Raw genomic sequence first — 22162 nt, forward strand, 5'->3', positions numbered from 1 at the left:
AGATCAGGGTGCTCAGGCGCCGAAGCCGCCGTCGATCGTCAGGCTCGCCCCGGTAACGAAGCCCGCCTCGGGACCGGCAAGATAAGCCACCATGCCGGCGATCTCTTCGGGGCGCGCGTGGCGCGGCAATGCCATCAGGCCGTGCAGCATCTCGGCGAACTCGCCGCTTTCCGGGTTCATGTCGGTGTTGGTCGGTCCCGGCTGGACGTTGTTGACCGTGATGCCGCGCGGGCCGAGATCGCGCGCCATGCCGCGCACCAGGCCTTGCAGCGCGGACTTGCTCATCGCATAGGCGGCGCCGCCGGGAAACGGCATGCGGTCGGCGTTGACGCTGCCGATATTGATGATGCGGCCACCGTCGGGCATATGCGGCAGCACCGCCTTCGATGCGACGAATACCGCGCGCACGTTCAAGTCCAGCGTGCGGTCGAAATCGTCCAGCGAAAAGGTCTCGATCGGCCCCAGGAACAGCGCGCCCGCGTTGTTGACCAGGATATCGACGCCGCCGAACTCGAGCGCCGCGGCATCGACCGCCTGGGCGACGGCTTGCGGGTCCGCGACATCGGCCTGCAGGGCCAGCGCGCGGGCGCCGCCGGCCTCCAATTCGGCCGCCAAGGCGCGAGCCTGCTGGGCCGAGCCGCGATAGGTGAAGGCGACATGGGCGCCGTCCCGCGCCAGGCGGCGGACGATGGATGCGCCGATCCCGCGTGCGCCCCCGGTGACGAAGGCGGTCTTGCCGGCCAGGGGCGCGCCGCGCGTGGCGTCATCGCGGCTTGCGGAAAGGACTGGAGAGTTCATGATCGAGTACCTCGTGGGTGGTTTGAAAGTGCTGCCAGTATTCCCTTTCCGATCTGCTCGCGGTAGCCGATAATCGGTTGATGCATCTTCAACCTTGACTATCAAGTGGTTCGGACATGGAAGCCTTGAACCTGCTGGAATCTTTCATCCGCAGCGCGCAGCTGGGCAGTTTCTCGGCCGCGGCGCGGCGGCTGGGCATGACGCCGGCAGCGGTCAGCAAGAACGTCGCGCGGCTGGAGGCGCAGCTGGGCTTGCGGCTGTTCCATCGAAGCACGCGCACCCTGTCGCTGACCGAAGGCGGCGAGCGTTTCCTGGCCGACGTGTCAGCCCACTTCGCCGGCCTGCAGGACGCGTTCGCGCATGCCGCGCAGCACGAGGGGCAGCCGTCGGGCGTGCTGCGCTTGAGCGTTGCGCTGGCCTTCGGGCGCGAATATCTGGTGCCGATGCTGGGCGACTTCCTGGCCCGCTATCCCGCCATCGTTCCTGACTGGCATTTCGACAATCGAGCGGCGGACCTGGTGCGCGAAGGCTACGACGCGGCCATCGGCGGGGGCATCGAACTGACCGAAGGCGTGGTGGCGCGGCAGTTGGCGGTGACGCACGTGGTGGCGGTGGCGTCGCCCGCCTACATGGCGGGCCGCCGCATGCCCGGGCATCCGGACGACCTGGCGGAGCTGGATGGCATCGTCCGGCGGTCGAGCCCCACCGGACGGGTGCGGACATGGACGCTGCGCCACGCCAACGGCCAGGAGGCCAGCGCCGAATGCCGCACGCGCATGATATTCGATGATCCCGAAGCGATGGCCGCCGCGGCGAAGCTGGGCTATGGGGTGGCGCTGGTGCCTACGCCGCATGCCGCGCCATGGCTGGCCACCGGCGAACTCATCCGGCTGCTGCCGGGCTGGTGCGCCGTATGGGGGCCCATCTCCATCTACTATCCCAACAAGAAGCTGATGCCGCCCAAGACACGGGTCTTCGTGGACTTCGTCATCGCGTACTTCCGCGAAAAGCGCCTGGCCGCGCTTTTCGACCCGCGCTGACTATAAATCCAGCCCCAGCAGGTGCTGCGCATTGCCGCCCAGAATGGCGATACGCTGCGCGTCGGTCAGCGTCCGGGTCGCGAACACCTGGTCCACCGGGTGTTCTTCCCACGGAATCGGATGATCGGTGCCCAGCACGACCTGGCTGGCGCCTACCTGGGCGACGAGGTGCCGCAGCGCCTCCGGGGTGAACACCAGGTTATCGAAGTACAGCTGGTTCAGGTATTCCGTCGGTTTTTTCTTCAGGACGATATCCGGATTGCAGTTCTGCGGCGATACGAAGCAGGAGTGATCCATGCGCGGCGCATACGATCCCAGATAGCCTCCGCCATGCGCGGCCAGTATCTTCAGGCGCGGAAACTTGTCCAGCACGCCCTCGAAAATCAGGTGTTGCAGCGCCAGCGTGGTGTCCAGCGGGTTGCCCGTCACATTCGATAGCCAGCCGTTGCCCTTCAAGCGTTTGGCCAGTTCCGGGGTGCTTTGCGGATGGATGAACAGGACGGCGCCTAGTTCTTCGGCCTTGGCCCATACCGGATGGAATTTCGGATCGGCGAACTCCTCGCCGTTCACGCTGCCACCGATGGCGGCGCCGCGCAGTCCTTGCGTCCGGATCGCCGTCTCCAGCTCTTGCACGGCCAGGTCGGGATACTGCAGGCTAAGCGATGCGAAGGCGGCGAAGCGCTTGGGGTAGGCCGCGCACAGTTCGGCGAAGCGGGCGTTATGGATCTTCACGATGGCGGCCGCGGTGTCGTGGTCCTTGCGATACCAGAAGGGATTGATGGACAACACTTCCATGTCGATGCCCATCGCGTCCATCGCCGCCAGGCGCTTCTGCACGGCCTCCTTGTTGTCTGCCGCGATGAAGTGTTCCGGTACGCCCTTGACCGGCGGCAGCACGCTCTTCGCATCGGCGCCCATCAGGTCGATGGCGTCCTGGAAGTAGCAATGCGAATGCGTGTCGACGGTGCGGACGCGCTTGCCATCGACGGTAACCGGTAGGTGCCATGACGTCTGGGGCGCCTGCGCACGGGCGGCATCCAGCAAGCCACAGGAGCAAAAGCCGATGCCCAGGCCGGTGGCGGATTTCAAGAAAGCTCGACGGGATTTCATTCTGTCTCCATGGGTCTTGTCGTTATGAGGTATGTCGACGCGACGACCACGCGGCGGTCGTTCGCGCTGGGAAGCGGGCCGATCCCTCTCCTCCGCATTGGCCGCATGGCGGCCAATGGCATTTGATCGATCGCTAACCAAAGGGCAGCATACAGATAAAAGGGCCTGCGCCAAGGCAAGCCGTTTCCTCATGAGACTACCTTCTGCGACGGAAACAACAGGACGAAGCGCACACAGGCCGTTGAAAGCCGGAAGGCGCTAGCGGCGTGATGTCTGGAATGCGAGTTGCTGGGCGCGTACGGCCTTCCGCACTTGTGCACAAGGACCCGCCGTCATGAACATGCCGCTATCACCCACATGGCCCGACATCGCGCTGCGCCTGGCGCTTACCATGGTTGCCGGCGCGGTGATCGGCTTCAATCGCGAAGCGCGCGGCCATGCCGCCGGATTGCGCACCACCATCCTGGTGTGCCTGGCCGCCTCGGTGGCCATGGTGCAGGCCAACATACTGCTTACGCTTTCCGGCAAGACGCTGTCCTCGTTCGTCGTCATGGACCTGATGCGGCTGCCGCTGGGCGTGCTGACGGGCGTGGGCTTCATCGGGGGCGGCGCGATACTGCGCAAGGGCGACCTGCTTACCGGCGTCACCACCGCGGCCACCCTCTGGCTCGTCACCATCATCGGGCTTTGCCTGGGCGGCGGACAACTGGCGCTGGGCATCTGTGCCACGGTCCTCGGCGTGTTCACGCTCTGGGTGCTCAAACGTGTGGACCTGGCGATCCCGCACGAACATTGGGCCCGCGTAGTGGTCCTGGATGACCCCGGCGCCGACACGCTGCGCGATTTGCCCGCGCTGGTCGCGGCGAAGGGGAGGGCAACGCATTGCCAGGCCTATTTCGAAAGCCGCCAGGAAACCGGCGAGCGCGCACAGGCTGAATACGCGTTCCGGCTTGCGTGGCGGTGCCGCCCAGGCACCGACATGTCGCTCCACGTGCTGACGTGGATCCAGTCCCGCTATCAGGTCAAGTGCTTCGACATGGCCAGCCAGGACAAGGGCTGAAGGACGGAAGGGCAGTGAAATCCCTAATGGCCGAGCGATTGCACATCAGCGGATATCGCGACTAGTATGTCCAGGATATTGGATCCAATTCCATTCCGGACGGCGTGAATACGCGCCGCCCGCCTGTGCAGGAACCGGCCGGTGCTGAATATCAGGCAGTTGAATGTCCGCTTCGGCGGCCTGCGGGTGTTGAACGATGCCACGTTCACCGTGCGCGACAAAGCGATCACGGGACTCATCGGTCCCAATGGGGCCGGCAAGACCACGCTGTTCAATTGCGTGACCGGTCTGCTGCCGGCGGCGCGCGGCTCGGTGGAATTCCAGGGCAGCGCGATCCTTGGCTGGCGGGCCGATCGCATCGCCCGGGCCGGCCTGGTCCGCACCTTCCAGCTGGCGCGCGGTTTTCCCCGCATGTCGGTATTCGAACACCTGATGCTGTACGGCAGGCAGCAGCCCGGCGAAGGCTTGCTGGCCGCCTGCCTGCGCAGCGCGGCGGCGCGCGAGCGCGAACAGGCCTTGCGTGAACAGGCTTTCCAGGTGGCGCGGCGCCTGAAGCTCGCGCAGGTGCTGGACCATCTGGTGGTCGATATATCGGGCGGACAAAAGAAGCTGCTGGAGATCGGCCGCGCCCTGATGGCCGAACCACGCATGCTGCTCCTGGACGAGCCCATGGCGGGCGTCAATCCCACCCTGGCGCGGGAAATCGCCGAACAGCTTGCGCGGCTGCGCGAAGACGGACTGACGGTGCTGTTGATCGAACACGATCTGGAACTGGTGCGCCTGCTGTGCGATGACGTGGTGGTGATGGCCGAAGGCGCCTTCCTGACCCGTGGCGGCTATGACGAGGTCATCGCGAATGCCGCGGTCCAGGATGCCTATCTTGGCCGGCGCCATCCGGCGAGGGCGGCCTCATGAATGCGCCGCTGCTCCGCGTGCACGGGCTGGCGGGCGGTTATGCGCCGTCGGATCGCGTGGTCAAGGGCGTGGACCTGGACATCCAGGCGGGGGAACTCGTCGTGGTCGTCGGCCCCAACGGCGCCGGCAAGTCCACCTTGCTCAAGCTCATCGCCGGCCTGCATCACCTGGCCGAAGGCCGCATCGAACTGGAAGGCCGCGCACTGGCCACGCACACGCCGCTGGCGCGCGCCCGTGCCGGCATCGGCTTCGTGCCGCAGGAAAGCAATGTGTTCGGCGCAATGACGGTACGCGAGAACCTGGAAATGGGCGCCTACCTGCACGGGTGCGGCGAAGAGGCGCGCATCGAATCCATGTACGAGCGCTTTCCCGTGCTGCGCGAAAAACGGCGCGCGCCGGCGGGCACGCTATCCGGCGGGCAGCGCCAGGTGGTCGCCATGGCGATGGCCCTGATGGGCGAACCCCGCATGCTGCTGCTGGACGAGCCGTCCGCGGGCCTGTCGCCCGCGGCCTGCGAGGTGCTGTTCGATACGGTCCGCGAACTGGCCGACGGCGGACTGACCATCCTGATGATCGAACAGAACGCGCTGGCGGCGCTGGATATCGCCGATCGCGGCATCGTCATGGTCAGCGGCACCAAGCGCGCCGACCGCGACGCCCGCGACCTGGCCAACGATCCGGAAACGCGCCGCATGTTCCTGGGCGGCGCCGCCGAGACCACGGCCTGTTGACGCGCGAAGGAGCCCCGCATGGATTAACCGGCCCTGGCCGCTCATTGTCGACCTTGAATCCTTCGAATTTCCTTCCAGGACGATCCACCGTCCCCACCATCCGACCGAGGACCTCCGCCATGTCGAACCTCCCGCACCGCCGCCGTTTCCTCAAGCTGGCCGCCGCCGGCGCCGCGCTGGGCGCGCAGCCCTATCTCGTGCGCGGCGCCTACGCGCAGGGCGGGGACCCGATCATGCTGGGGGCGCTATCGCCGCTGTCGGGTTCCGGCGCCCAATATGGCCCACCGATGCAGCAGGCCATCGCGGCGGTGGTGGACGAGGTCAATGCGGCGGGCGGCGTGCTGGGCCGGCAGATCAAGCTGTTGCGCGAGGACTGCCAGACCAGCCCGGAAGCCGCCGTGCGGGCGGCGCGCAAGCTGATCGACGTCGATAAAGTGGTGGCGATCATCGGCGTATGGTCGTCGCCGGTCACGCAGGCAGTGGCGCCGCTGTGCTGGGAAAGCAAGACGGTGATCGCGTGCGCCTCGGGCGCCGACAACCTGACGCACCTGCCGCACCAGGGCTATCTGTTCCGCACGCAGCCCACCACCACGCTGCAGGGCCGCAAGTTCGGCGAATTCGCGCTGGCGCAAGGTGCGCGCAAGGTGGTCTATCTGTCGCCACAAACGCCGTTCGTGCAGTCCATGACGGAAAACATGGCCAAGGCCATGGCGGCGGCCGGCGGCTCGGTCACCACGCTGGTCTACGAAGACAAGAAGGCGAGTTACCGCACGGAAATCGACAAGGCGCTCGCCGGCAAGCCCGACATGCTCGTGCTGGGCGGCTACGTCGCCGATACCTCGGTGCTGGTGAAGGACATCTACCGGGCCGGCTACCAGGGCAAGATGCTGTCGTATGCCTATACCATCAACAAGCAGCTGATCGACTCGGTGCCCAAGGCGACGGTCGAAGGCATCTTCACCATCGCGCCTTCGCCGGCTGCCGACGGCACCGCCTATGCGCGCCTGAAGAAAATCGTCAATTCGGACAGCCCCGATCCCTATACCGCCCAGGCCTATGACCATGCGGACCTGGTCATCATGGCCATGGCGCAGGCCCGCGCCGCTTCCGGCGCGGCGATCAAGGACGCCATTCGCAAGTTGTCGGCGAATGGTGGAGAACGCGTGGACAACGCGGCGGCGGGCGTGAAAATCCTGGCCGGCGGCGGCAGCGTGGACTACGTCGGCGCCAGCGGCCCATGCCGCTTCACCGACATCGGCGATGTCGCCGAAGCCAGCTTCCGCTACGAACAGGTCAAGGATGGCAAGGCCGTCCTGCTCAAAATCGCTTGAAGGATCGCCCGTGACGGAGCTGTTGCAAGCGCTGGCGAACGGGATCATCGCCGGGGCCACGATCGCCTTGCCCGCGGTGGGGCTGTCCATGATGTACGCGGTGCTGCGCTTTCCCAATTTCGCCGTGGCGGGGGTGGCCAGCGTGGGCGCCTACCTGGCCTATATCGCCAACGTGCGCTGGGGCCTGCCTCCGCTGGCCACCATCCCGGTGGCCTTCTTGGGGGCGGGGCTGGTGGGGCTGGCCTGCGACTGGGTAGGGATGCGCCGCCTTCGCCGCGTATCCTCATCCGACGGCGGGCTGACCGTCGCGATCGTATCCATCGCCATCATGCTCGCGCTGGAAGCCATCCTGCGCTTCGCCTTCGGCAATGACCTGCGCAGCTTCGACGTACCCATCATGCGCGACGTCAGCGTCGGCGGCATACGGGTCAGTCCGCAGCAGTTCGGCAACCTGGGTATCGCCGTCGCCGTAACGGCCTGCCTGTTCCTGTACTTTCGCCGCACGCGCATGGGCAAGGCGATGCGGGCGGTGGCCGACAACCCGACGCTGGCGCGCCTGAAGGGCATCGATCCGGACATCATCGCGGCGCTGACCATTTTCCTGGGCATGGGCCTGGCCGGCGTGGGCGGCACCTTGCTGGGCATCGACACCAGCATCGACCCGCTGACCGGCAGCCGCTTCCTGTTGACCTTTTTCGCGGCCAGCGTGCTGGGCGGATTGGCCAGCCCGGCCGGTGCGGTGATCGGGGCCGTGGCCATCGGCGTGGCCGAGGAAGTGGCGCTGATCTGGCTGCCGCCGACGTATCGCAGCGCGGTCGGCTTCGTGGCGATCTTCCTGTTCCTGACCTTCCGTCCGCAGGGCCTGATGGGCCGGCGGCAAGGGGCATAGCCATGCTTTCCTATCTGGCCTTCTCGCTTACCCTGGCCGCGGTGTACTGCCTGATGGCCCTGGGGCTGACGGTGATCTGGGGCTACACCGGCATGGTGAACCTGGGCATCGTGGGCTTTTTCGCGGTGGGCGCGTATGGATCCGCGATCGCCACCACGCAGTTCGGCCTGCCTGTCCTGGCCGGCTGGATCATCGGGACGCTGGCCGCCGGCGCGGCCGGGGTGGTGCTGACCTACGCGACCCGCGGCTTGCGCGGCGATTACCTGGCCATCGTCACCCTGGGCTTCGCGGAAACCATCCGGCTGGTGGTCTTGAACGAAAGCTGGCTCACGAAAGGCGCGGAGGGCATATCCGGCATCCCCGGCCCGCTGAAGGCGGAAATGGGCCCCTGGTTCAACACCGCCTATCTGCTGGCCGCGTGGCTGGTGGCGGCGGCGGCCGCCTGGATGCTGGCCCGGCTGGCCGCCAGTCCCTACGGGCGTGTATTGCGCGCCATCCGCGACGACGACGTGGTGGCGCTGGTGGCCGGCAAGAATGTGCCGCGCTACAAGGTGGCGGCCTTCGCCATGGGCACGGCGCTGGCCGGCCTGGCGGGCGCGCTTTACGCCCATTTCACCTCGTATATCGCTCCCGACCTGGTGGTCCCGCTGCTGACCATCTACGTCTTTCTGGCCGCCACCGCGGGCGGCAACAGCCGGCCGCTGGGCGCCGTCGTCGGCGCGGTGCTGGTCATGGCCTTGCTGGAAGGCACCCGCATGCTGGCGGAATGGACGTCCGCGCTGTCGGCGGTGCAGGCGGCGGCCTTGCGCGATTTCATCATCGCGGCCGCGCTGGTCGCCCTCCTGCAAGTCCGCCCGCAGGGCATCCTGCCGGAACGGATCCGTCCGGCCGGCTTCGATCCGCAAGACCACGCATAGGAAAGCCACATGGAATCGAGAACATTGCAGTTGCTTCATCACTGCTGCACCGCGGCCGCGGTGCCCGGCGGACGGGAAGGGTTGTTCGGCGCCACTGACCAGGCCCTGGGCGAACTGGTCGGCCACAAGCTGTTCACCATCCTGTACACGTCCGCCGATGCGCAGCAGGTGATCCGCTTGTACAGCAACCAACCGGGCGCGTATCCCGTCAGCGGCGCGAAGAAAATGGGGCCCACGCCCTGGGGCGATCTGGTGATCAAGCGCGGCCAGCCCTATATCGGCAACACGGCGGACGACATCAAGTGGGCGTTCTTCGACCATGCGCTGATCGCATCGCTCGGCTGCGATTCGGTGCTGAATATCCCGGTGGTGATCGAGGGCCAGACCCTCGGAACGCTGAACCTGCTGCATCAGGCGGGATGGTATGAGGACCGTCATGTGGCCATCGCCACACCCTTTGCCTACCTGCTGGCGCCGCTGTTCAACGCGGTCCGACGGGAAGGGGCCGCCTAGCGCCCGCGCCGGCGCCGCACCGGGGGCGGTGCCCGGGGGGAGTACCAGCGCGAAGTCTAGGGCGTCTTGGCGGTCATCAGGTAGAAGATACACACGAAAGCGAGAAAGGCGGGTATCCCCAGCAGGAACCAGACGCGGAAATACCGGAGATAGGACGGCGGCAGCGGGACTGGCCCGGCGCCCTCGGCCGGTGCAACAGACTGCGCGGCATCGCGCAGCTTGAGCTGCAGCCACACCACGGGCAGCCAGCACGCGATGGCCACCCCATAGAGGACGACGGAGATACGTATCCAGGTGGCCTCCATGCCCAAGCCATAACGCCACGCCAGCCACGCGCCGGATACCGGCTGGATGACCGCCGTCGTCGCCGTGAACATCCAGTCCGCCCGCACGACGAAGCGCGCCACGGGGGCCACCACGCGCGCGTCGCCATGCAAGGTCGCGGCCAGCAGATAGAACGCGCTGCCGATGCCCGTGCCGAACAGCAGGGTCGACGAGAGGATGTGTATCCACTTCACGATCACGATGTCCACGGCTTGTCTTCCATTTCATAAAGAAGCCATAGCACCGCCAAAAACGGCAGATTCTTGCTGAGCGGGCCGTAGGGATGCAGCCAGAATTCCGGCAGGCGCAGTGAGATGATGAAGGTGTAGCCAATGACCAGCGCGGCCTGCGCCGGCCAGATCCAGCGCGGTCGCCGGGGTATCAGCACGGAGAGGCCCAGCAGCAGGTCCATGGCGATCGCGCCATACAGGGCCAGCGGCTGCCATGCGGCTGGCACACCCGTGCGGGCCAACAGCGCGTAGCTGTCGGCCAGTGGATAGCCGAAGGCCGATACGGCGGCGGTAAACAGCCACACGAAGGCGATACTCCAGCGCAGCAGTGGCAATAGCCAGGCGGCGCGGGCACGTGTCGCCATGGGAGACGCGCAGGATGGCTCGATGAAGCGCGCCGCCCGACGGGGAGCCCGACCGATTACGCGCGCCAAGGGCGCCGGATCGGCCGTGTTGCCGCGCGCCAGCATGGCTATCGCCTCACGGCTCAGCAAGCCGCTTCCGAACCAATCCGCGACGCGCGCGGCGGCTGACACGAGCGGGTAGGGGACGGCGACATATCGTGCGGGCCGTATCACCCCCAGGCCGCTGCGCAAGGTCGCGTAGTAGTCCCGCAGCGTCATGGGCTCGGGCCCGACCACCTTCAGCACTGGCGGCATCCGGTCTCGCGGCAATTCCAACAGGGCCAGCACGGCACGCACCAGGTCGTCGACATGCACCGGCTGGATTCGGCTGTCGCCGCGTCCGGGTAGCGGTATGAGCGGCAGGGTGGCCATCATCATGAAAAAGCGGGCGCTGGCCCCATCCGGCCCGAAGACCAGCGAAGGCTGGACGATGGTGCAAGGCAGGCCCGACCGCCGCAAACTGTCGTCGCCCACCTTCTTGGTCCGATGGTAGGCAGACGCCGCATGGTCATCCGCGCCCAATGCGGACAACTGGATGACGCGGCGGACGCCTTGCTGGCGCGCTGCCTCGAACAGCGCACGCGGCGCCTCGGCGTGCACGCGCTCCAGCGTGTTGGCCCCCTGCGAACGAAAGAGACCGGCGGCGTTGATGACGGCGTCGCAGCTGTCCAGCGCGGCCATCCACTGGGTGGGGGCCAAGGACCGCCCATAATCCATGGCGATCCAGGCGGTGCGTGCCGAGTCGTCGCGCGCGGGCGGTGGCCTGCGGCTGACACAGCGCAGGTCATGCCCCTGTTCCGCCAGGGCGGTGACCAGCCTCGCGCCGATGAAACCGGTGGCGCCCGTCAATAGAATCCTCATCGAGATCTCCGTATAAGCGCGTCGCGAACGTGCCCCGCAGTGGTCGTGCCCGTTCGTGGCGGCCGGTACGCCTCTTGCGCGACCGCCTGTGCGAGGCGCCAGAGGATGACATCCTTCGCGGGCGCCAAGGCCGGACACCACAGGAGACGCCATCATGGCCAATACGCCAGACTCATCGATGAACCCCGGGGACCAGGCGCCGCCGGGTACGCCTGGCACGGGCGAAGCGCCGTGCCCCGATTGCGGCGGGACCGGCCGCAAGGACGGGGTGGAATGCACGCAGTGCGGCGGGACCGGCAAGGTCATCAAAGCGGTCGGTGGCGCATGAGCAGCCACTACAAAACACGGCGCGGAACGGACCGGCTCAACGCGCTCGCCCGCGCGGCCGCATGGTCCGGTAGCGTGGCCAGCGCCGCCTCGATGGCGGTGCTGGCCTATTTCGGACGTCGGGAACGCAAGGGCATGGCGCCCATGAACGCCCCCAGCCATTGGCTCTGGCGCGAGGAATCGCTGCGCGAGCGCGGCTTTACCGTGCGGCATACCGTGGCCGGCTATCTCATCCATCACGGCTCGTCGGTGTTCTGGGCGGTGCCGTTCGAATACTTGCTGCTGGAGGGGCCGCATCGGCCCCGGCGTATCGCCGTACTGGGACTGACATTGGCCGCCGTCGCGGCCGGCGTGGACTTGAAATTGACGCCGAAGCGCTTGACGCCCGGTTTTGAGCGGCACCTGGACGGTTCATCGCTCGCCATCGTGTACGGCGTCTTCGGCCTCGCCCTCGGGGCCGCGCATGCGCTGCGGTGCGAGCAGTGCCGTTCCCTGCGCAAGGGCAGGCATCCGGGTTGCTGAAATTCCGCGCTTCGATCACCGAAAACGCGAGACTTTTTTCCATGACCGCACATGCAGGCGAACAGGCCATTGATCACTCACGCGATATTGCAGGAGACGCCATGAAAAACCATCTCGTTGATACGCTGGTCGCGGCCGCGCTGGGGGCGGCGGCCATGTACTACTTCGATCCGGAAACGGGGCGCCGCCGGCGCGCGGTGCTGCGCGACCAGGCGGCTGGGCGGGCCAGGGAGGCACGGCAATACGTGCGCCGCCAGGCTCGCTGGACCGGCGACCGCCTGCAGGGCATGGCGGCGCAGGTGCGTCATGCGGCATCGGCCGGCGTCCCGGCCAGCGACCGCAAGGTCCACGAACGCGTGCGCACGGCGATCGGCCGCGCCATCAGTACGCCGGGCGCCATCGATGTGAATGTATCGGCCGGCAACGTGCTGCTCACCGGCCATGTCCTTGCCGCGGATCGCGAAAAACTGGTGCAGGCCGTGTCATCCGTCGACGGCGTGGAACGCGTTTCCGACCAGTTGGCGGAATACGGCGCGGCGGGCAACGTGCCGGAATTGCAGGGCGCGCAAGACGCCGGATCCAAGCCGGCGTCCGCATCGAAGACTATGTCCCAGTCCGCGCCGGAGGGTCTATCCGAACCGATGTCGGACACGGGCGCCGAACCCGCGCCAACGCCCACGACCGGCAGTTGACCACGCGGCGGGGCCGCGGGTGCCCCGGCTCCGCCGGTCATTGCGCCGAGAGGGTCTCTTCCAGCGGCTCCTGCTGGCTTTGCATGCGCCACAGCGCGGCGAACAGGCCGCCGCGCTCGCGTAGCGCACCGGGGGCGCCGTCTTCGATGATCCGCCCCTCGTCCAGTACCAGGATGCGGTCGAAGGACGACAGCGTGGATAGCCGGTGCGCGACCGCGATCACGGTCCGGTTGCGCATCAGCTCCGCCAGGGCTTGCTGTACCCGTTCCTCCGAGCGGCTGTCCAGCGCCGACGTGGCCTCGTCCAGCAGCAGGATGGGGGCGTTCTTCAGGAAGGCGCGCGCCATGGAAAGGCGCTGCCGCTGGCCTCCGGACAAGGAGGCGCCGCGCTCCACCAGCAGGGTCTGGTAGCCGTCCGGCAGCCGCGCGATGAATTCCTCGCAGTGGGCCAGGCGCGCGGCCTCGTAGACTTCCTCGTCCGAGGCATCCGGACGGCCGTAGCGGATGTTCTCCATGATCGTGCGCCGGAACAGCGGCGCATCCTGGGGCACGACCGCGATGGCGCGGCGCAGGCTGTCCCGCGTAAGCGTCGGCAGCGGCTGCCCATCCAGGAGGATGCTGCCACCGCCCACGTCGTCCAGGCGTTGCAGCAGATTCAACAGCGTGGATTTGCCCGCCCCCGAGGGGCCGACGATACCGACTTTCTGCCCGCCCGGGATGCGCAGGCCCAAGCCCCGAAAGATCACGTGGCCGTCGGGATAGGCGTAGTGGACATTGTTGAATTCGATGTCGCCGCCGCGCGGCCGGTAGGGCAGTGCATCGGGATGGTCGCGCATGCCGTGGGGCTGCGCCACCACGCCCAGCATTTCCGCGATCACGCCGAACTGCTGGGCGGTGCTTACCAGCGCCAGGGCCAGGTCGCGCGAGCCGTGCAGGATGCGAAACGCCAGCGCGCTGACCACGACCACGTCGCCGGTCGTCATATTGCCGCCGCGCCAGGCGTACAGCGCCCAGAACAGCATCGATCCCGCCATCAGCCAAAGGCAGACGTCGTGCAGCACGCGCGCTTTCTCCAGGTACATCCAGCTGCGCCGCTGCGCCTGCGCTTCCTGGTCTACCTGGGACCGCAGCCGCTCGTGCTCCAGGCGGCGCGCGGCGAAGGCCTGCACGGTCCAGATGTTGGACACGGTATCGATGATTTCGCCGCCGACGCGCGAGGCATGCATGCCGTAGGTCTCGTGGAGCTTGCGTCCGCGGATACCGAAGCGCACGATCGCCGCGGCGACCACCCCCACGAAGATGCTCAGGGCAAGCGCAAGTTTCCAGTCTATCGTCAACAGCACCACCGTCGCCCCGATGAACTCCACGCAGGGCGGCATGACGTTCCAGGTCAGCGTGCCGTAAATGGCGGCGCTTGCCGCCGACGTGGCCGAGATGCGGTTGCCCAATGCACCGCTCAGATGGCGCTTGAAGAAAGGCAGCGAATGCCCGGTCAGATGGTCGAACAGGTCGATGCGCATGTCGGCGCAGGACGCGACGATGGTCCGGCAACCCAGCCATCCCGCCGACCGCCACAAGGCGCTTTCGCAGCCGATCAGGACAAGGAAGAAGGCCAGCGCGTGCCAGATATCGGCGCGGGCACGGTCCGGTTCCGCCATGGCGTCGACGATCAGCTTCATGCCGTACTGGACGACGACGGCGCAGGTGGCCGCGCTGACGATCAACAGGGCCAGGCAGGAAAAGCTGACTGGCTTGGCCCGGACATAGCTGAACAGGAAGGCCAGCGGGCGCGAAGGAATGGCAAGGACGGACATGGCGCGTGCGGAATGATCGGGTCGATGCGCAGGTCAGAAGCGCCCGTCTGGAGACAGGTCAGCGCGCGCGCGCGGCTGCCCCGGGTTGCGCTGGGACCTCCGGCCGCTGGCGAAACCGGCGCTGCTGGCGCACCAGTTCCGCGGCGGTTGCCATATCGACGGCGCGTCGCCCCTGGGCGTCGGGCACACCAAGCAGGCCCGTTGGGCAGTGACGGTCGTCCTCCCATCCCGGATAGTCGGTGACCGGGTACAGGCATATTCCAAGGATGGGCACGCCGCACGACATCGCGGCCGCGACTTCGTCGCACACATATCGCAGCCAAGGCGCGCGAAGCGCGCCCTCCGCACCGGTTTCGGCCACGACGATGGGCCGTTCATAGCGAGCATATACCTCGCCGAGCAGTTCGCGCATCGGGGTATAGGCGCTTTCTCCGCGAAAGATGGTGGGACCGTCCAGGTACCACTGGTTGTGGGGGTAGAAATTCACGCCGATGATGTCCAGGTACCCGGGCGCGCCGCCCAGTTCGGGCGCCAGGCTGCCGCGAATCATGTCCCAGGCCTGATACTGCGCGGACGTCGCCTCGTCGGCCGCCGCCTGGTCCGCCGGCACCAGGGGCGCCACGCGGATCATGGGCTCGGCCAGGACGAAACGCGCGCGCGCATCCACCTGGCGGATCGCATCCATGGCCGCCAGGGTGCAGGCCGCCAGTTGCCGCTTCAGCGCATGGCCGCGTCCGACGGTACTCGGGCCGAAGTGGGCCATTTCGCCGCCGGCCCAGGCCCAGAACGATATCTCGTTGACCGGGCAATAGAAGGGTACCTGGGCGGAGCGCTGCCGTATCTGGGCCGCTGCCGCGCCGGCGAACCTGGCGAAGCGTTGCGGAAAGCCCGGATCCCAGATGTCGAGGTGATCGGGCCAACCGTAGTGGCAGAGATCCCAGATGACCTGCGTCCCGCTCTGCATGGCCGCCTCGATCTGCGGGATCGCGCTGGCCCAATCGTATTGGCCGTCCCGCTGTTCGATCAGGTGCCAGCGCAGGCCGTCGCGCACCGTACGGACGCCGTACTCGGCCAAGGCGCGAAAATCGGCGAGCGCATGCAAGGCATGCCCGGTGCTTTCCAGCAGATCCAGCCGCCTGCCGCCCGGGAACAGCGATGTGGAGCACTCGAACCCGCCTTGCAGGAAACTGTGAAACAGTGTCTGCATCGCCACCCCCGCCTACGCGACCGCCGGTTCGGCCGCCACCGCAGGCCCGGTGCGGTGCTCCGCTTCGATGCGCGCATACGTGGCCAGCGCCTGGCCCACTACCTGGTCCATGTTGTAGTAGCGGTAGGTCGCCAGGCGCCCGACGAACAGCACATGGGGGCGCTCGTCCGCCAAGGCCTGGTAGCGGCGATAGAGCGCGGCGTTTTCCGCGCGCGGCACGGGATAATACGGATCGCCTTCGGCGCTGGGATACTCGTACGTGACGCTGGTCTTGGGATGCCGCTGGCCGGTCAGATGCTTGTATTCCGTGATGCGCGTGTAGGGTGTGTCCTCGGCGGGGTAATTGACGACGCCGACCGGCTGGAATTGCTCCTTGTCGAACGTCACATGGCGGAAGATGAGCGAGCGGTAGGGCAGCGGTCCATAGCAGTGATCGAAGTACTCGTCGATGGGGCCGGTGTAGACCAGCCGGCGCGCCGGCACGGCACCGCGCAACTCGCGGTAGTCCGTACCTACACACACGTCGATATTCGGATGATCCAGCATCCTTTCGAACATGCGCGTATAGCCCTGGTCCGGCATCGCCTGGAAGCGATCCGTGAAATAGCGGTCATCGTCCGATGTCCGGGCCGGCACGCGCGCCGTCACGCTCTTGTCCAGCTGGGAGGGATCCAGCCCCCATTGCTTGCGGGTATAGCCCCGGAAGAACCGTTCATACAGGTCCCTGCCGACCTGCGACAGCACCATGTCCTCGGCGGTGCGGATCGGCCGGTCCGTTTCGGCGCGCGCGGCCAGGAAGGTCTGCGCGCTTTCGCTGCTGAAATCCTGTCCGTACAACATGGAGAGGGTGGTGAGGTTGATGGGCATCGGCACCAGCATGCCGCCCACGTCCGACAGCACCCGGTGCTCATACGGCCGCCAGTTCGTGAACCGGGACAGATACTTGACGACCGGGTCCGCGTTGGTATGGAAGATGTGCGGCCCGTAGCGGTGCACGAGCAGTCCCGCGTTGTCGAAATAGTCGTAGGCATTGCCGCCGATATGAGGCCGCCGGTCTATCACCAGCACCCGCTGGTCCAGGCCGGCGGCCAGCCGTTCCGCCAGGACACAGCCTGCGAATCCCGCACCGACCACCAGATAGTCGTATCGTGCCGTGGGCGAGCGCGACGGCCGCGTGGCCGGCGCTGCGTCCTTGGCGGCCGCCGTGCCGGGCGTCGCGCCGCGGGCACGCATCGGTACCACGGGCGCCACGCCCTGAGGCGAGGCGAGGGCCAGTTGCGCGGACATCGCGGCCCATGTGTGGTCCCACGACATGCCGGCCAGCGCGCGGTTGGCCTCCACCAGCAAGGCCTCGGGCTTCTTCGCATCGGCCAGCGCCGCTTCCGCGGCCTGGACGAACGCCGCCGCGCCGTCGGCGATGCGCACCAGCGGACAGGCGCCATAACTGCGTTCCACGTCGACGATGCGTGTGCTGACGACGGGCCGTCCAGCGGCGATGAATTCCGGTGTCTTGGTCGGGCTGATGTAGCGCGTGGACTCGTTCAGGGCAAAAGGCATCAGCGCCACATCCCAACCGGATAGGTAGGCAGGCAGCTCGCCGTAGTCCTTCGGCCCCAGGTAATGGATGTTGGCCGCACGCGGCAGCGTCGCGGGATCGATCTTCACGACCGGCCCGATGAAGATCAATTGCCAGTCGGGCCGCGCGGCCGCCACGCGTGCCACGAGTTCCGTATCGAAGCGTTCGTCGAGCACGCCATAGAAGCCCAGCTTCGGACCGGCTATCCGCGCCTGGTCCGCGGGTTCGCGATCCATCGCGCGCGCCTGCTTGAAGTGCTCGACGTCCACGCTGCTGGGGAAGGCATGAACGTTGGGATGACGGCCACGCTTGGCCTCGTACAGGCTGTACCCGCCGGTGAACACCACGTGCGCGCGGCGCAGCAGCTCCGCCTCGCGGGCCGTCAGTTGCGGCGGTGCCCCGCGGAAGGCGGAAAGCTCGTCCATGCAGTCGTAGACGATCACCCCGGATGTGAGGTGGCCGGAAAAACCCAAGGCCATAGGCGTGTAGTACCAGAGCACCGCGGGCTCGATGCGATCGCGCGCGATCAACTGGTCGAGCAGGCTGCGCAGCATGGCCTCCGCTCGGTCTGCCGGCAAGCCCGCCGGCAGACGCGGCACCACCACCGTGACGCCGCCATCCACGGCATGCCGCTCCAGCCGTGCGCTACCGTCGTCGATCGCGATCGGTTCCTCGATGTAGTAGACGCGATGCGAGCGCGCGAATCGCGACAGCAAATGTTGAGGACGCTGATATACGAAGCTCCAGCGCAGGTGGGAGAAGCAGAGCATGTCGGGACGAGCGGCATGGACGGCATGGGAGGCACGAGTATGCGAGATCGGCCGCGCGGCATCGGTGTCTATGCGCTGGGGAGCTTGGGGAACCATAAGGGCCTCGGAATCTTGGGGGGATGAAGTGACGCTGCGAGATGCGGCGTGCCCCCAAAAGCAGCTTCCATGCCCAGATACGGCGCCACGCGTGTGTCTACATCGTGCGGATACCTTTGGATGGATGGCGCAGTAAGACGTGCTCAAGCTCGTGCCTTCATGGCTTGCGAGGGCGGTGGCTCTTTCCGCAAGCCATCCGGCACAAGCGACATGTCGCCGCAGGGACGATCATTCTCGGTCGTCGTCTTCGAAGGGAATGACGATGTGGATGGTTGCTCGGATGATGGCTGAGCAAGCTCGGGATAGACGAAGCGGGAAGGGCAGCATCAGCGCGCGGCGGATGCCCATGAAGGACGGGCAACGCGCTCGCTATCCAATATCACCAGCCAGCGGCCGGCGCCCGACGCCGGATTGCGTGCCGAGGACAGCACCCACATGGGTTCTCCTGCTTGTTCCGCTGCCTCGTAATCCGCGTCCAGGACACCGAATCGATCCAGGAACGCATTCAAGGTTGCCGGAATGCGCACACAGCCTTTGGAATCCACCCGGCCAAGGCGGGGCTCCAGGAAGTCCGGATCGGTGGCATGCATCTGCAGCCGCATCGGGCTTTGTCCGCCCCGGCCCCATCCGCGTAGCGCCACCTGCCAGCCGAAATCGTAGACCCGCATGCCCTTCCTGCCATAGCCGCGTATGCCGAACTCGTTCTTGGTACCTTCGGCGCGGAAATCGCCGTCCGACACCGAATGCTCGAATACGCCGATGGGCGTCTCGAAATGGTCGTACCGGCCCGTGCTGCCGGTCGATACCGGAGAGGCGCCGATCAGCCTGGGTTCATCCGCAAGGCTGATCCAATACACCAGTATCATCTGCACGCGCCGGCTGCGGTCGACGACCAGAAGATACTGCGGCTCCTGCAGCTCGATACCGGCGCCTTGCAGCATAAGCAGCGCATGCGCCGCGTAGTATCGGACCTCGTCGGGCGGTGGATGCAACTGCGGGCGTACCGTCAGACGATAAGCGGCGGCGAGGTCCTCCGCCGTCGGCGAGGCCAGCGCGGCGGCATCCGGCAGCAGGACGAACGCCAGGCATGCCAGCAAGCGCCCAATACCCATCTGCACCTGGACTTTCATGTCATCCTGCCTTCCGTGATCGCCGGTTCGTCGTTTTTTCCAGTGTGGCACTCTCCGGCAGAGACACGTTGACCCGGATCAATATGCCGGCGACCCGGGCCAGCACGATGACACGCCGGCGGCATGGCCGGGCCATCCGGCTGCCCCTCGCTGCGCGGACTTGATGCAGATCACGGCGCCGCGGTGCGCCGTGATACATGATGACGCCGAGTGGCAACCCGGAGATCACCATGTACCGAAAAATCATGGTCGCACTGGACGGAAGCGAAACGGCGCAGGCCGCGCTGCGCAATGCGATCCAGCTTGCGGCGCAAGAACACGCCACGGTCTACGCCGTATCCGTGGCCGAATACCCCACCGACTATTACATGTCCCTGGCGTACGATCCAAATGCCCTGCGCAGCAGCGTCGATACCGAGGCCGGTAAAGTGCTGCAGGCGGCCGGCGAGGCGGCCGCGGGCGCGGGCGTCACGGTCGTGTCGCACCTGGTGCACGGCAGCGAGATCCAGGACACCGTGGCAGAGCAGCTGCGGCGCGCCGCCTCCGCGCTGGACGTGGATCTCGTGGTTCTCGGTACGCACGGACGGCGCGGTTTCAAGCGCCTGCTGCTGGGCAGCGTCGTGGAGACCTTCATCCGTATCAGCGATCGTCCGGTGCTGCTTTATCCAGGCGGTGCGACGCGCTGATTGCCGGCGGTCACCCGGCCACGCCTACAGGCGCGGGTCCATCCGCATCCTGGGCGCGGCCGGCGAGGGCGGCCGCGCACAATGCGACGCCGTGCGGCCATGCGGAGCCCTGTGGCAGGACGTCGGCTTAATCACGCGGCGGTCCCTCAAGGCCAGACGGTCGATCCCCGGGCTGGATTGCGTGCCGGCGGGCGACACAAAGGCGAGAGCGGTGGCTACTTCCAAAAGGAGAGTCATGGACGTAATCTGCGCTGGTACTCTCTTCGAAGGAAGGTCATCATGCAAACCAAGGGAAACACCATCCTGATCACCGGCGGCGGAACGGGCATCGGCCGGGGCCTGGCCGATGCACTGCACCGCGCGGGCAACAAAGTCATCATCGCGGGCCGCCGCCAGGCGCCGTTGGATGAAGTCGCGGCCGCCCATCCTGGCATGGCCACCGCCACGGTTGACGTGGCGGATGCCGCCGACACCGCGCGTTTCGCCGCGCATATCGTCAAGCAGTATCCGACGCTGAACGTCGTCATCAACGGCGCCGGCATCATGAAACCGGAACAGTGGACGGCCGACGACATCGACCTGTCGGTGGCCGAGGCGACCATCCAGACCAATCTGCTCGCGCCGCTACGCTTGACGGCCGCCTTGCTGCCCACGCTGAAAAAGCAGGCGCAGGCCACGGTAATCAACGTATCGTCCGGCCTGGCCTTCCTGCCGCTGGCCGTCACACCCACCTACTGCGCCAGCAAGGCGGCCATCCATTCGTTCAGCGAATCGCTGCGTCATCAATTGCGCGATACCTCCGTGAAAGTCATGGAACTGGCGCCGCCCTATGTGCAGACAACCTTGCTGGGCGCGCACCAGGCCAGCGATCCCAACGCCATGCCGCTGCAGGCCTTCGTCGACGAAGTCATGCAGATCATCGACACGCAGCCGGATGCCGAGGAGATCCTGGTCAAGCGTGTGTACCCGCTACGTTTCGCGGCCGAGCAAGGGCAGGCGAAATACCGCGAGCAGTTCGCCGCACTGAACGCGCAATCGGCTTCGCACGTGGGCAAGTAGGCCGCCGCGGCACAATCGCCGCAGTGCAGCATCGATATTCCCGCATCGCCCCGTTGTAAACGTTTTCGAAAACGTTTACATTTGCCGAAATCGACAATACGTCCCAGGCACGAGGGGCCATGCCCGACATTCGCGACGTCGCCCAATATGCAGGCTGTTCCATCGCGACCGTATCGCGGGCCATCAACGCGCCCGAGCAGGTACGGCCGCAGATGCGGGCGCGTGTCGAAGCCGCCATCGCGGCCCTGAAGTTCCGGCCCAATTCCTTGGGCCGCCAATTGCGCGGCGAACGAACCGGCTTGATCGGCGTCATGCTGCCCACACTCTCGAATCCGGTATTCGCCGATTGCGTCGAAGGCATCGAAGCGGCGCTGGCGGGGACCGACAGCCGGGTGCTGCTGGTCACCACGCAATACGACCCGGACCGCGAACGCAACGCCATCGAGACGCTCTTGCGCCAACGCGTCGACGGCCTGTTGCTGACCCTGGCCGATGCCGGCCGCAACTCCCTGCTTGCCGACTTTGCCGCCGAAGGCGTTCCGTATCAATTGCTCTATAACGACACGCCGAACCAGCCTTGCGTTTCGGTGGATAACCGCCGCGCCGCCGCCGATGGGGTGGCCATGCTGATCGCACAGGGCCATCGCGATATCGCGATGGTCACCGGCGCCCTGCATGCGTCCGACCGTGCGCAGCGGCGCTACGAAGGCTACCGCGATGCCATGCAGGCCGCCGGCCTGACACCCTGGCCGGCGGTGGAAGTGGACTTCAACGTCGGCGCGCATGCCGAATCCATGCGGGAAGCATTGACGCGCGGCACCGATTCGCGCTGGCATCCCACGGCGCTGTTCTGCAGCAACGACCTGCTGGCGCTGGGCGTCATGCGCGCACTGCGCCAGACCGGCATGCGGATCCCCGAGGACATATCCATATTGGGTTTCGACGGCTTGGTGTTCGGCGAGCTGACCGCGCCGACCCTCGCGACCGTGCGGCAGCCCAGCGCGGAAATCGGGCGCCGTGCCGCGCAAAGGCTGCTCGCGCATATCGGCGGTCAGGATGCGGCCGGCCAGGCCCTGATCCTGGCACACGAGGTCCGGATGGGCGGGACCGTCCGCCCCTGTTAAGCACCGCTTCGACAGCGTTCACCAAAGGAGAGCAAAG

Annotated in this window: 22 protein-coding genes; 14 read left to right on the forward strand and 8 right to left on the reverse strand. The window is 66.7% G+C overall.

What is annotated here, in order from left to right; genetic code table 11:
• Positions 1–12 precede the first annotated feature (12 nt).
• Positions 13–798 carry an SDR family oxidoreductase gene (locus AKI39_RS12275; RefSeq protein ID WP_066636185.1) on the reverse strand — a complete coding sequence of 262 codons (786 nt, stop codon included), beginning with the start codon at positions 796–798 and terminating at the stop codon, positions 13–15.
• A gap of 116 nt (positions 799–914) precedes the next feature.
• Here AKI39_RS12275 and AKI39_RS12280 point away from each other — a divergent pair, with 116 nt between their 5' ends.
• A complete protein-coding gene (locus AKI39_RS12280) occupies positions 915–1838 on the forward strand; it encodes a LysR family transcriptional regulator (RefSeq protein ID WP_066636188.1) in 924 nt (307 codons plus the stop codon).
• Here the strand turns inward: AKI39_RS12280 and AKI39_RS12285 are convergent, their stop codons facing one another.
• Entirely contained in the window at positions 1839–2948 is a 1110-nt protein-coding gene (locus AKI39_RS12285; protein WP_066636191.1) for an amidohydrolase family protein, read from the reverse strand. It lies immediately after the preceding gene.
• Between the two features lie 334 nt (positions 2949–3282).
• Between AKI39_RS12285 and AKI39_RS12290 the strand changes: the two genes are divergently transcribed.
• The 7 genes from AKI39_RS12290 to AKI39_RS12320 all read left to right on the forward strand — a co-directional run bounded on the left by AKI39_RS12290 (position 3283) and on the right by AKI39_RS12320 (position 9304).
• Complete coding sequence (locus tag AKI39_RS12290) at positions 3283–4008, forward strand: MgtC/SapB family protein (protein WP_066636194.1); 726 nt, start codon at positions 3283–3285, stop codon at positions 4006–4008.
• 141 nt (positions 4009–4149) lie between these two features.
• On the forward strand, positions 4150–4923 hold the full coding sequence (locus AKI39_RS12295; RefSeq protein ID WP_201258569.1) for an ABC transporter ATP-binding protein: 774 nt from the start codon (positions 4150–4152) through the stop codon (positions 4921–4923).
• Positions 4920–5654, forward strand: a complete 735-nt coding sequence (locus AKI39_RS12300) for an ABC transporter ATP-binding protein (RefSeq protein WP_066636198.1) — start codon at positions 4920–4922, stop codon at positions 5652–5654. Before AKI39_RS12295 ends, AKI39_RS12300 begins: the two co-directional genes overlap by 4 nt.
• 119 nt (positions 5655–5773) lie before the next feature.
• Positions 5774–6985 carry an ABC transporter substrate-binding protein gene (locus AKI39_RS12305; protein ID WP_066636200.1) on the forward strand — a complete coding sequence of 404 codons (1212 nt, stop codon included), beginning with the start codon at positions 5774–5776 and terminating at the stop codon, positions 6983–6985.
• 10 nt (positions 6986–6995) lie between these two features.
• Complete coding sequence (locus AKI39_RS12310) at positions 6996–7874, forward strand: branched-chain amino acid ABC transporter permease (protein ID WP_201258570.1); 879 nt, start codon at positions 6996–6998, stop codon at positions 7872–7874.
• Positions 7875–7876: 2 nt separating this feature from the next.
• Complete coding sequence (locus AKI39_RS12315) at positions 7877–8791, forward strand: branched-chain amino acid ABC transporter permease (RefSeq protein ID WP_066636204.1); 915 nt, start codon at positions 7877–7879, stop codon at positions 8789–8791.
• Positions 8792–8800: 9 nt separating this feature from the next.
• Entirely contained in the window at positions 8801–9304 is a 504-nt protein-coding gene (locus AKI39_RS12320; RefSeq protein ID WP_145925259.1) for a GAF domain-containing protein, read from the forward strand.
• 56 nt (positions 9305–9360) lie between these two features.
• Here the strand turns inward: AKI39_RS12320 and AKI39_RS12325 are convergent, their stop codons facing one another.
• Positions 9361–9837, reverse strand: a complete 477-nt coding sequence (locus tag AKI39_RS12325) for a DUF2269 family protein (RefSeq protein ID WP_066636205.1) — start codon at positions 9835–9837, stop codon at positions 9361–9363.
• On the reverse strand, positions 9825–11123 hold the full coding sequence (locus AKI39_RS12330; protein WP_066636207.1) for an NAD(P)H-binding protein: 1299 nt from the start codon (positions 11121–11123) through the stop codon (positions 9825–9827). The genes AKI39_RS12325 and AKI39_RS12330 overlap by 13 nt, the downstream gene beginning before the upstream one ends.
• A 154-nt stretch (positions 11124–11277) precedes the next feature.
• On the opposite strand from AKI39_RS12330, the gene AKI39_RS25895 reads away from it, so the two are divergent.
• The 3 genes from AKI39_RS25895 to AKI39_RS12340 all read left to right on the forward strand — a co-directional run bounded on the left by AKI39_RS25895 (position 11278) and on the right by AKI39_RS12340 (position 12664).
• Complete coding sequence (locus tag AKI39_RS25895; protein ID WP_201258571.1) at positions 11278–11451, forward strand: hypothetical protein; 174 nt, start codon at positions 11278–11280, stop codon at positions 11449–11451.
• On the forward strand, positions 11448–11972 hold the full coding sequence (locus AKI39_RS12335; RefSeq protein WP_066636210.1) for a hypothetical protein: 525 nt from the start codon (positions 11448–11450) through the stop codon (positions 11970–11972). The genes AKI39_RS25895 and AKI39_RS12335 overlap by 4 nt, the downstream gene beginning before the upstream one ends.
• Before the next feature lie 101 nt (positions 11973–12073).
• Positions 12074–12664, forward strand: coding sequence for a BON domain-containing protein (locus AKI39_RS12340; RefSeq protein WP_066636213.1), 591 nt, complete (start codon positions 12074–12076; stop codon positions 12662–12664).
• 37 nt (positions 12665–12701) lie between these two features.
• On the opposite strand, the gene AKI39_RS12345 is transcribed toward AKI39_RS12340, so the two are convergent.
• The 4 genes from AKI39_RS12345 to AKI39_RS12360 form a co-directional block, all read right to left on the reverse strand.
• Positions 12702–14477, reverse strand: a complete 1776-nt coding sequence (locus tag AKI39_RS12345; protein ID WP_066636216.1) for an ABC transporter ATP-binding protein — start codon at positions 14475–14477, stop codon at positions 12702–12704.
• A gap of 58 nt (positions 14478–14535) precedes the next feature.
• The gene (locus AKI39_RS12350; protein WP_066636217.1) at positions 14536–15684 is read right to left on the reverse strand and encodes a beta-glucosidase; all 1149 of its coding nucleotides are present in this window, start codon (positions 15682–15684) and stop codon (positions 14536–14538) included.
• A 12-nt stretch (positions 15685–15696) separates the two neighbouring features.
• Positions 15697–18126, reverse strand: a complete 2430-nt coding sequence (glf, locus tag AKI39_RS26235) for a UDP-galactopyranose mutase (RefSeq protein ID WP_066636219.1) — start codon at positions 18124–18126, stop codon at positions 15697–15699.
• 326 nt (positions 18127–18452) lie between these two features.
• Complete coding sequence (locus AKI39_RS12360; RefSeq protein WP_066636221.1) at positions 18453–19256, reverse strand: L,D-transpeptidase; 804 nt, start codon at positions 19254–19256, stop codon at positions 18453–18455.
• Positions 19257–19486: 230 nt separating this feature from the next.
• Here AKI39_RS12360 and AKI39_RS12365 point away from each other — a divergent pair, with 230 nt between their 5' ends.
• The 3 genes from AKI39_RS12365 (at position 19487) to AKI39_RS12375 (ending at position 22125) form a co-directional block, all read left to right on the forward strand.
• On the forward strand, positions 19487–19942 hold the full coding sequence (locus tag AKI39_RS12365) for a universal stress protein (protein ID WP_066636224.1): 456 nt from the start codon (positions 19487–19489) through the stop codon (positions 19940–19942).
• A gap of 279 nt (positions 19943–20221) precedes the next feature.
• The gene (locus tag AKI39_RS12370; protein ID WP_066636226.1) at positions 20222–21001 is read left to right on the forward strand and encodes an SDR family oxidoreductase; all 780 of its coding nucleotides are present in this window, start codon (positions 20222–20224) and stop codon (positions 20999–21001) included.
• Between the two features lie 119 nt (positions 21002–21120).
• Positions 21121–22125, forward strand: a complete 1005-nt coding sequence (locus tag AKI39_RS12375) for a LacI family DNA-binding transcriptional regulator (protein ID WP_066636228.1) — start codon at positions 21121–21123, stop codon at positions 22123–22125.
• Positions 22126–22162: the final 37 nt, after the last annotated feature.

The organism is Bordetella sp. H567 (assembly GCF_001704295.1).
GTDB lineage: Bacteria > Pseudomonadota > Gammaproteobacteria > Burkholderiales > Burkholderiaceae_B > Bordetella_C.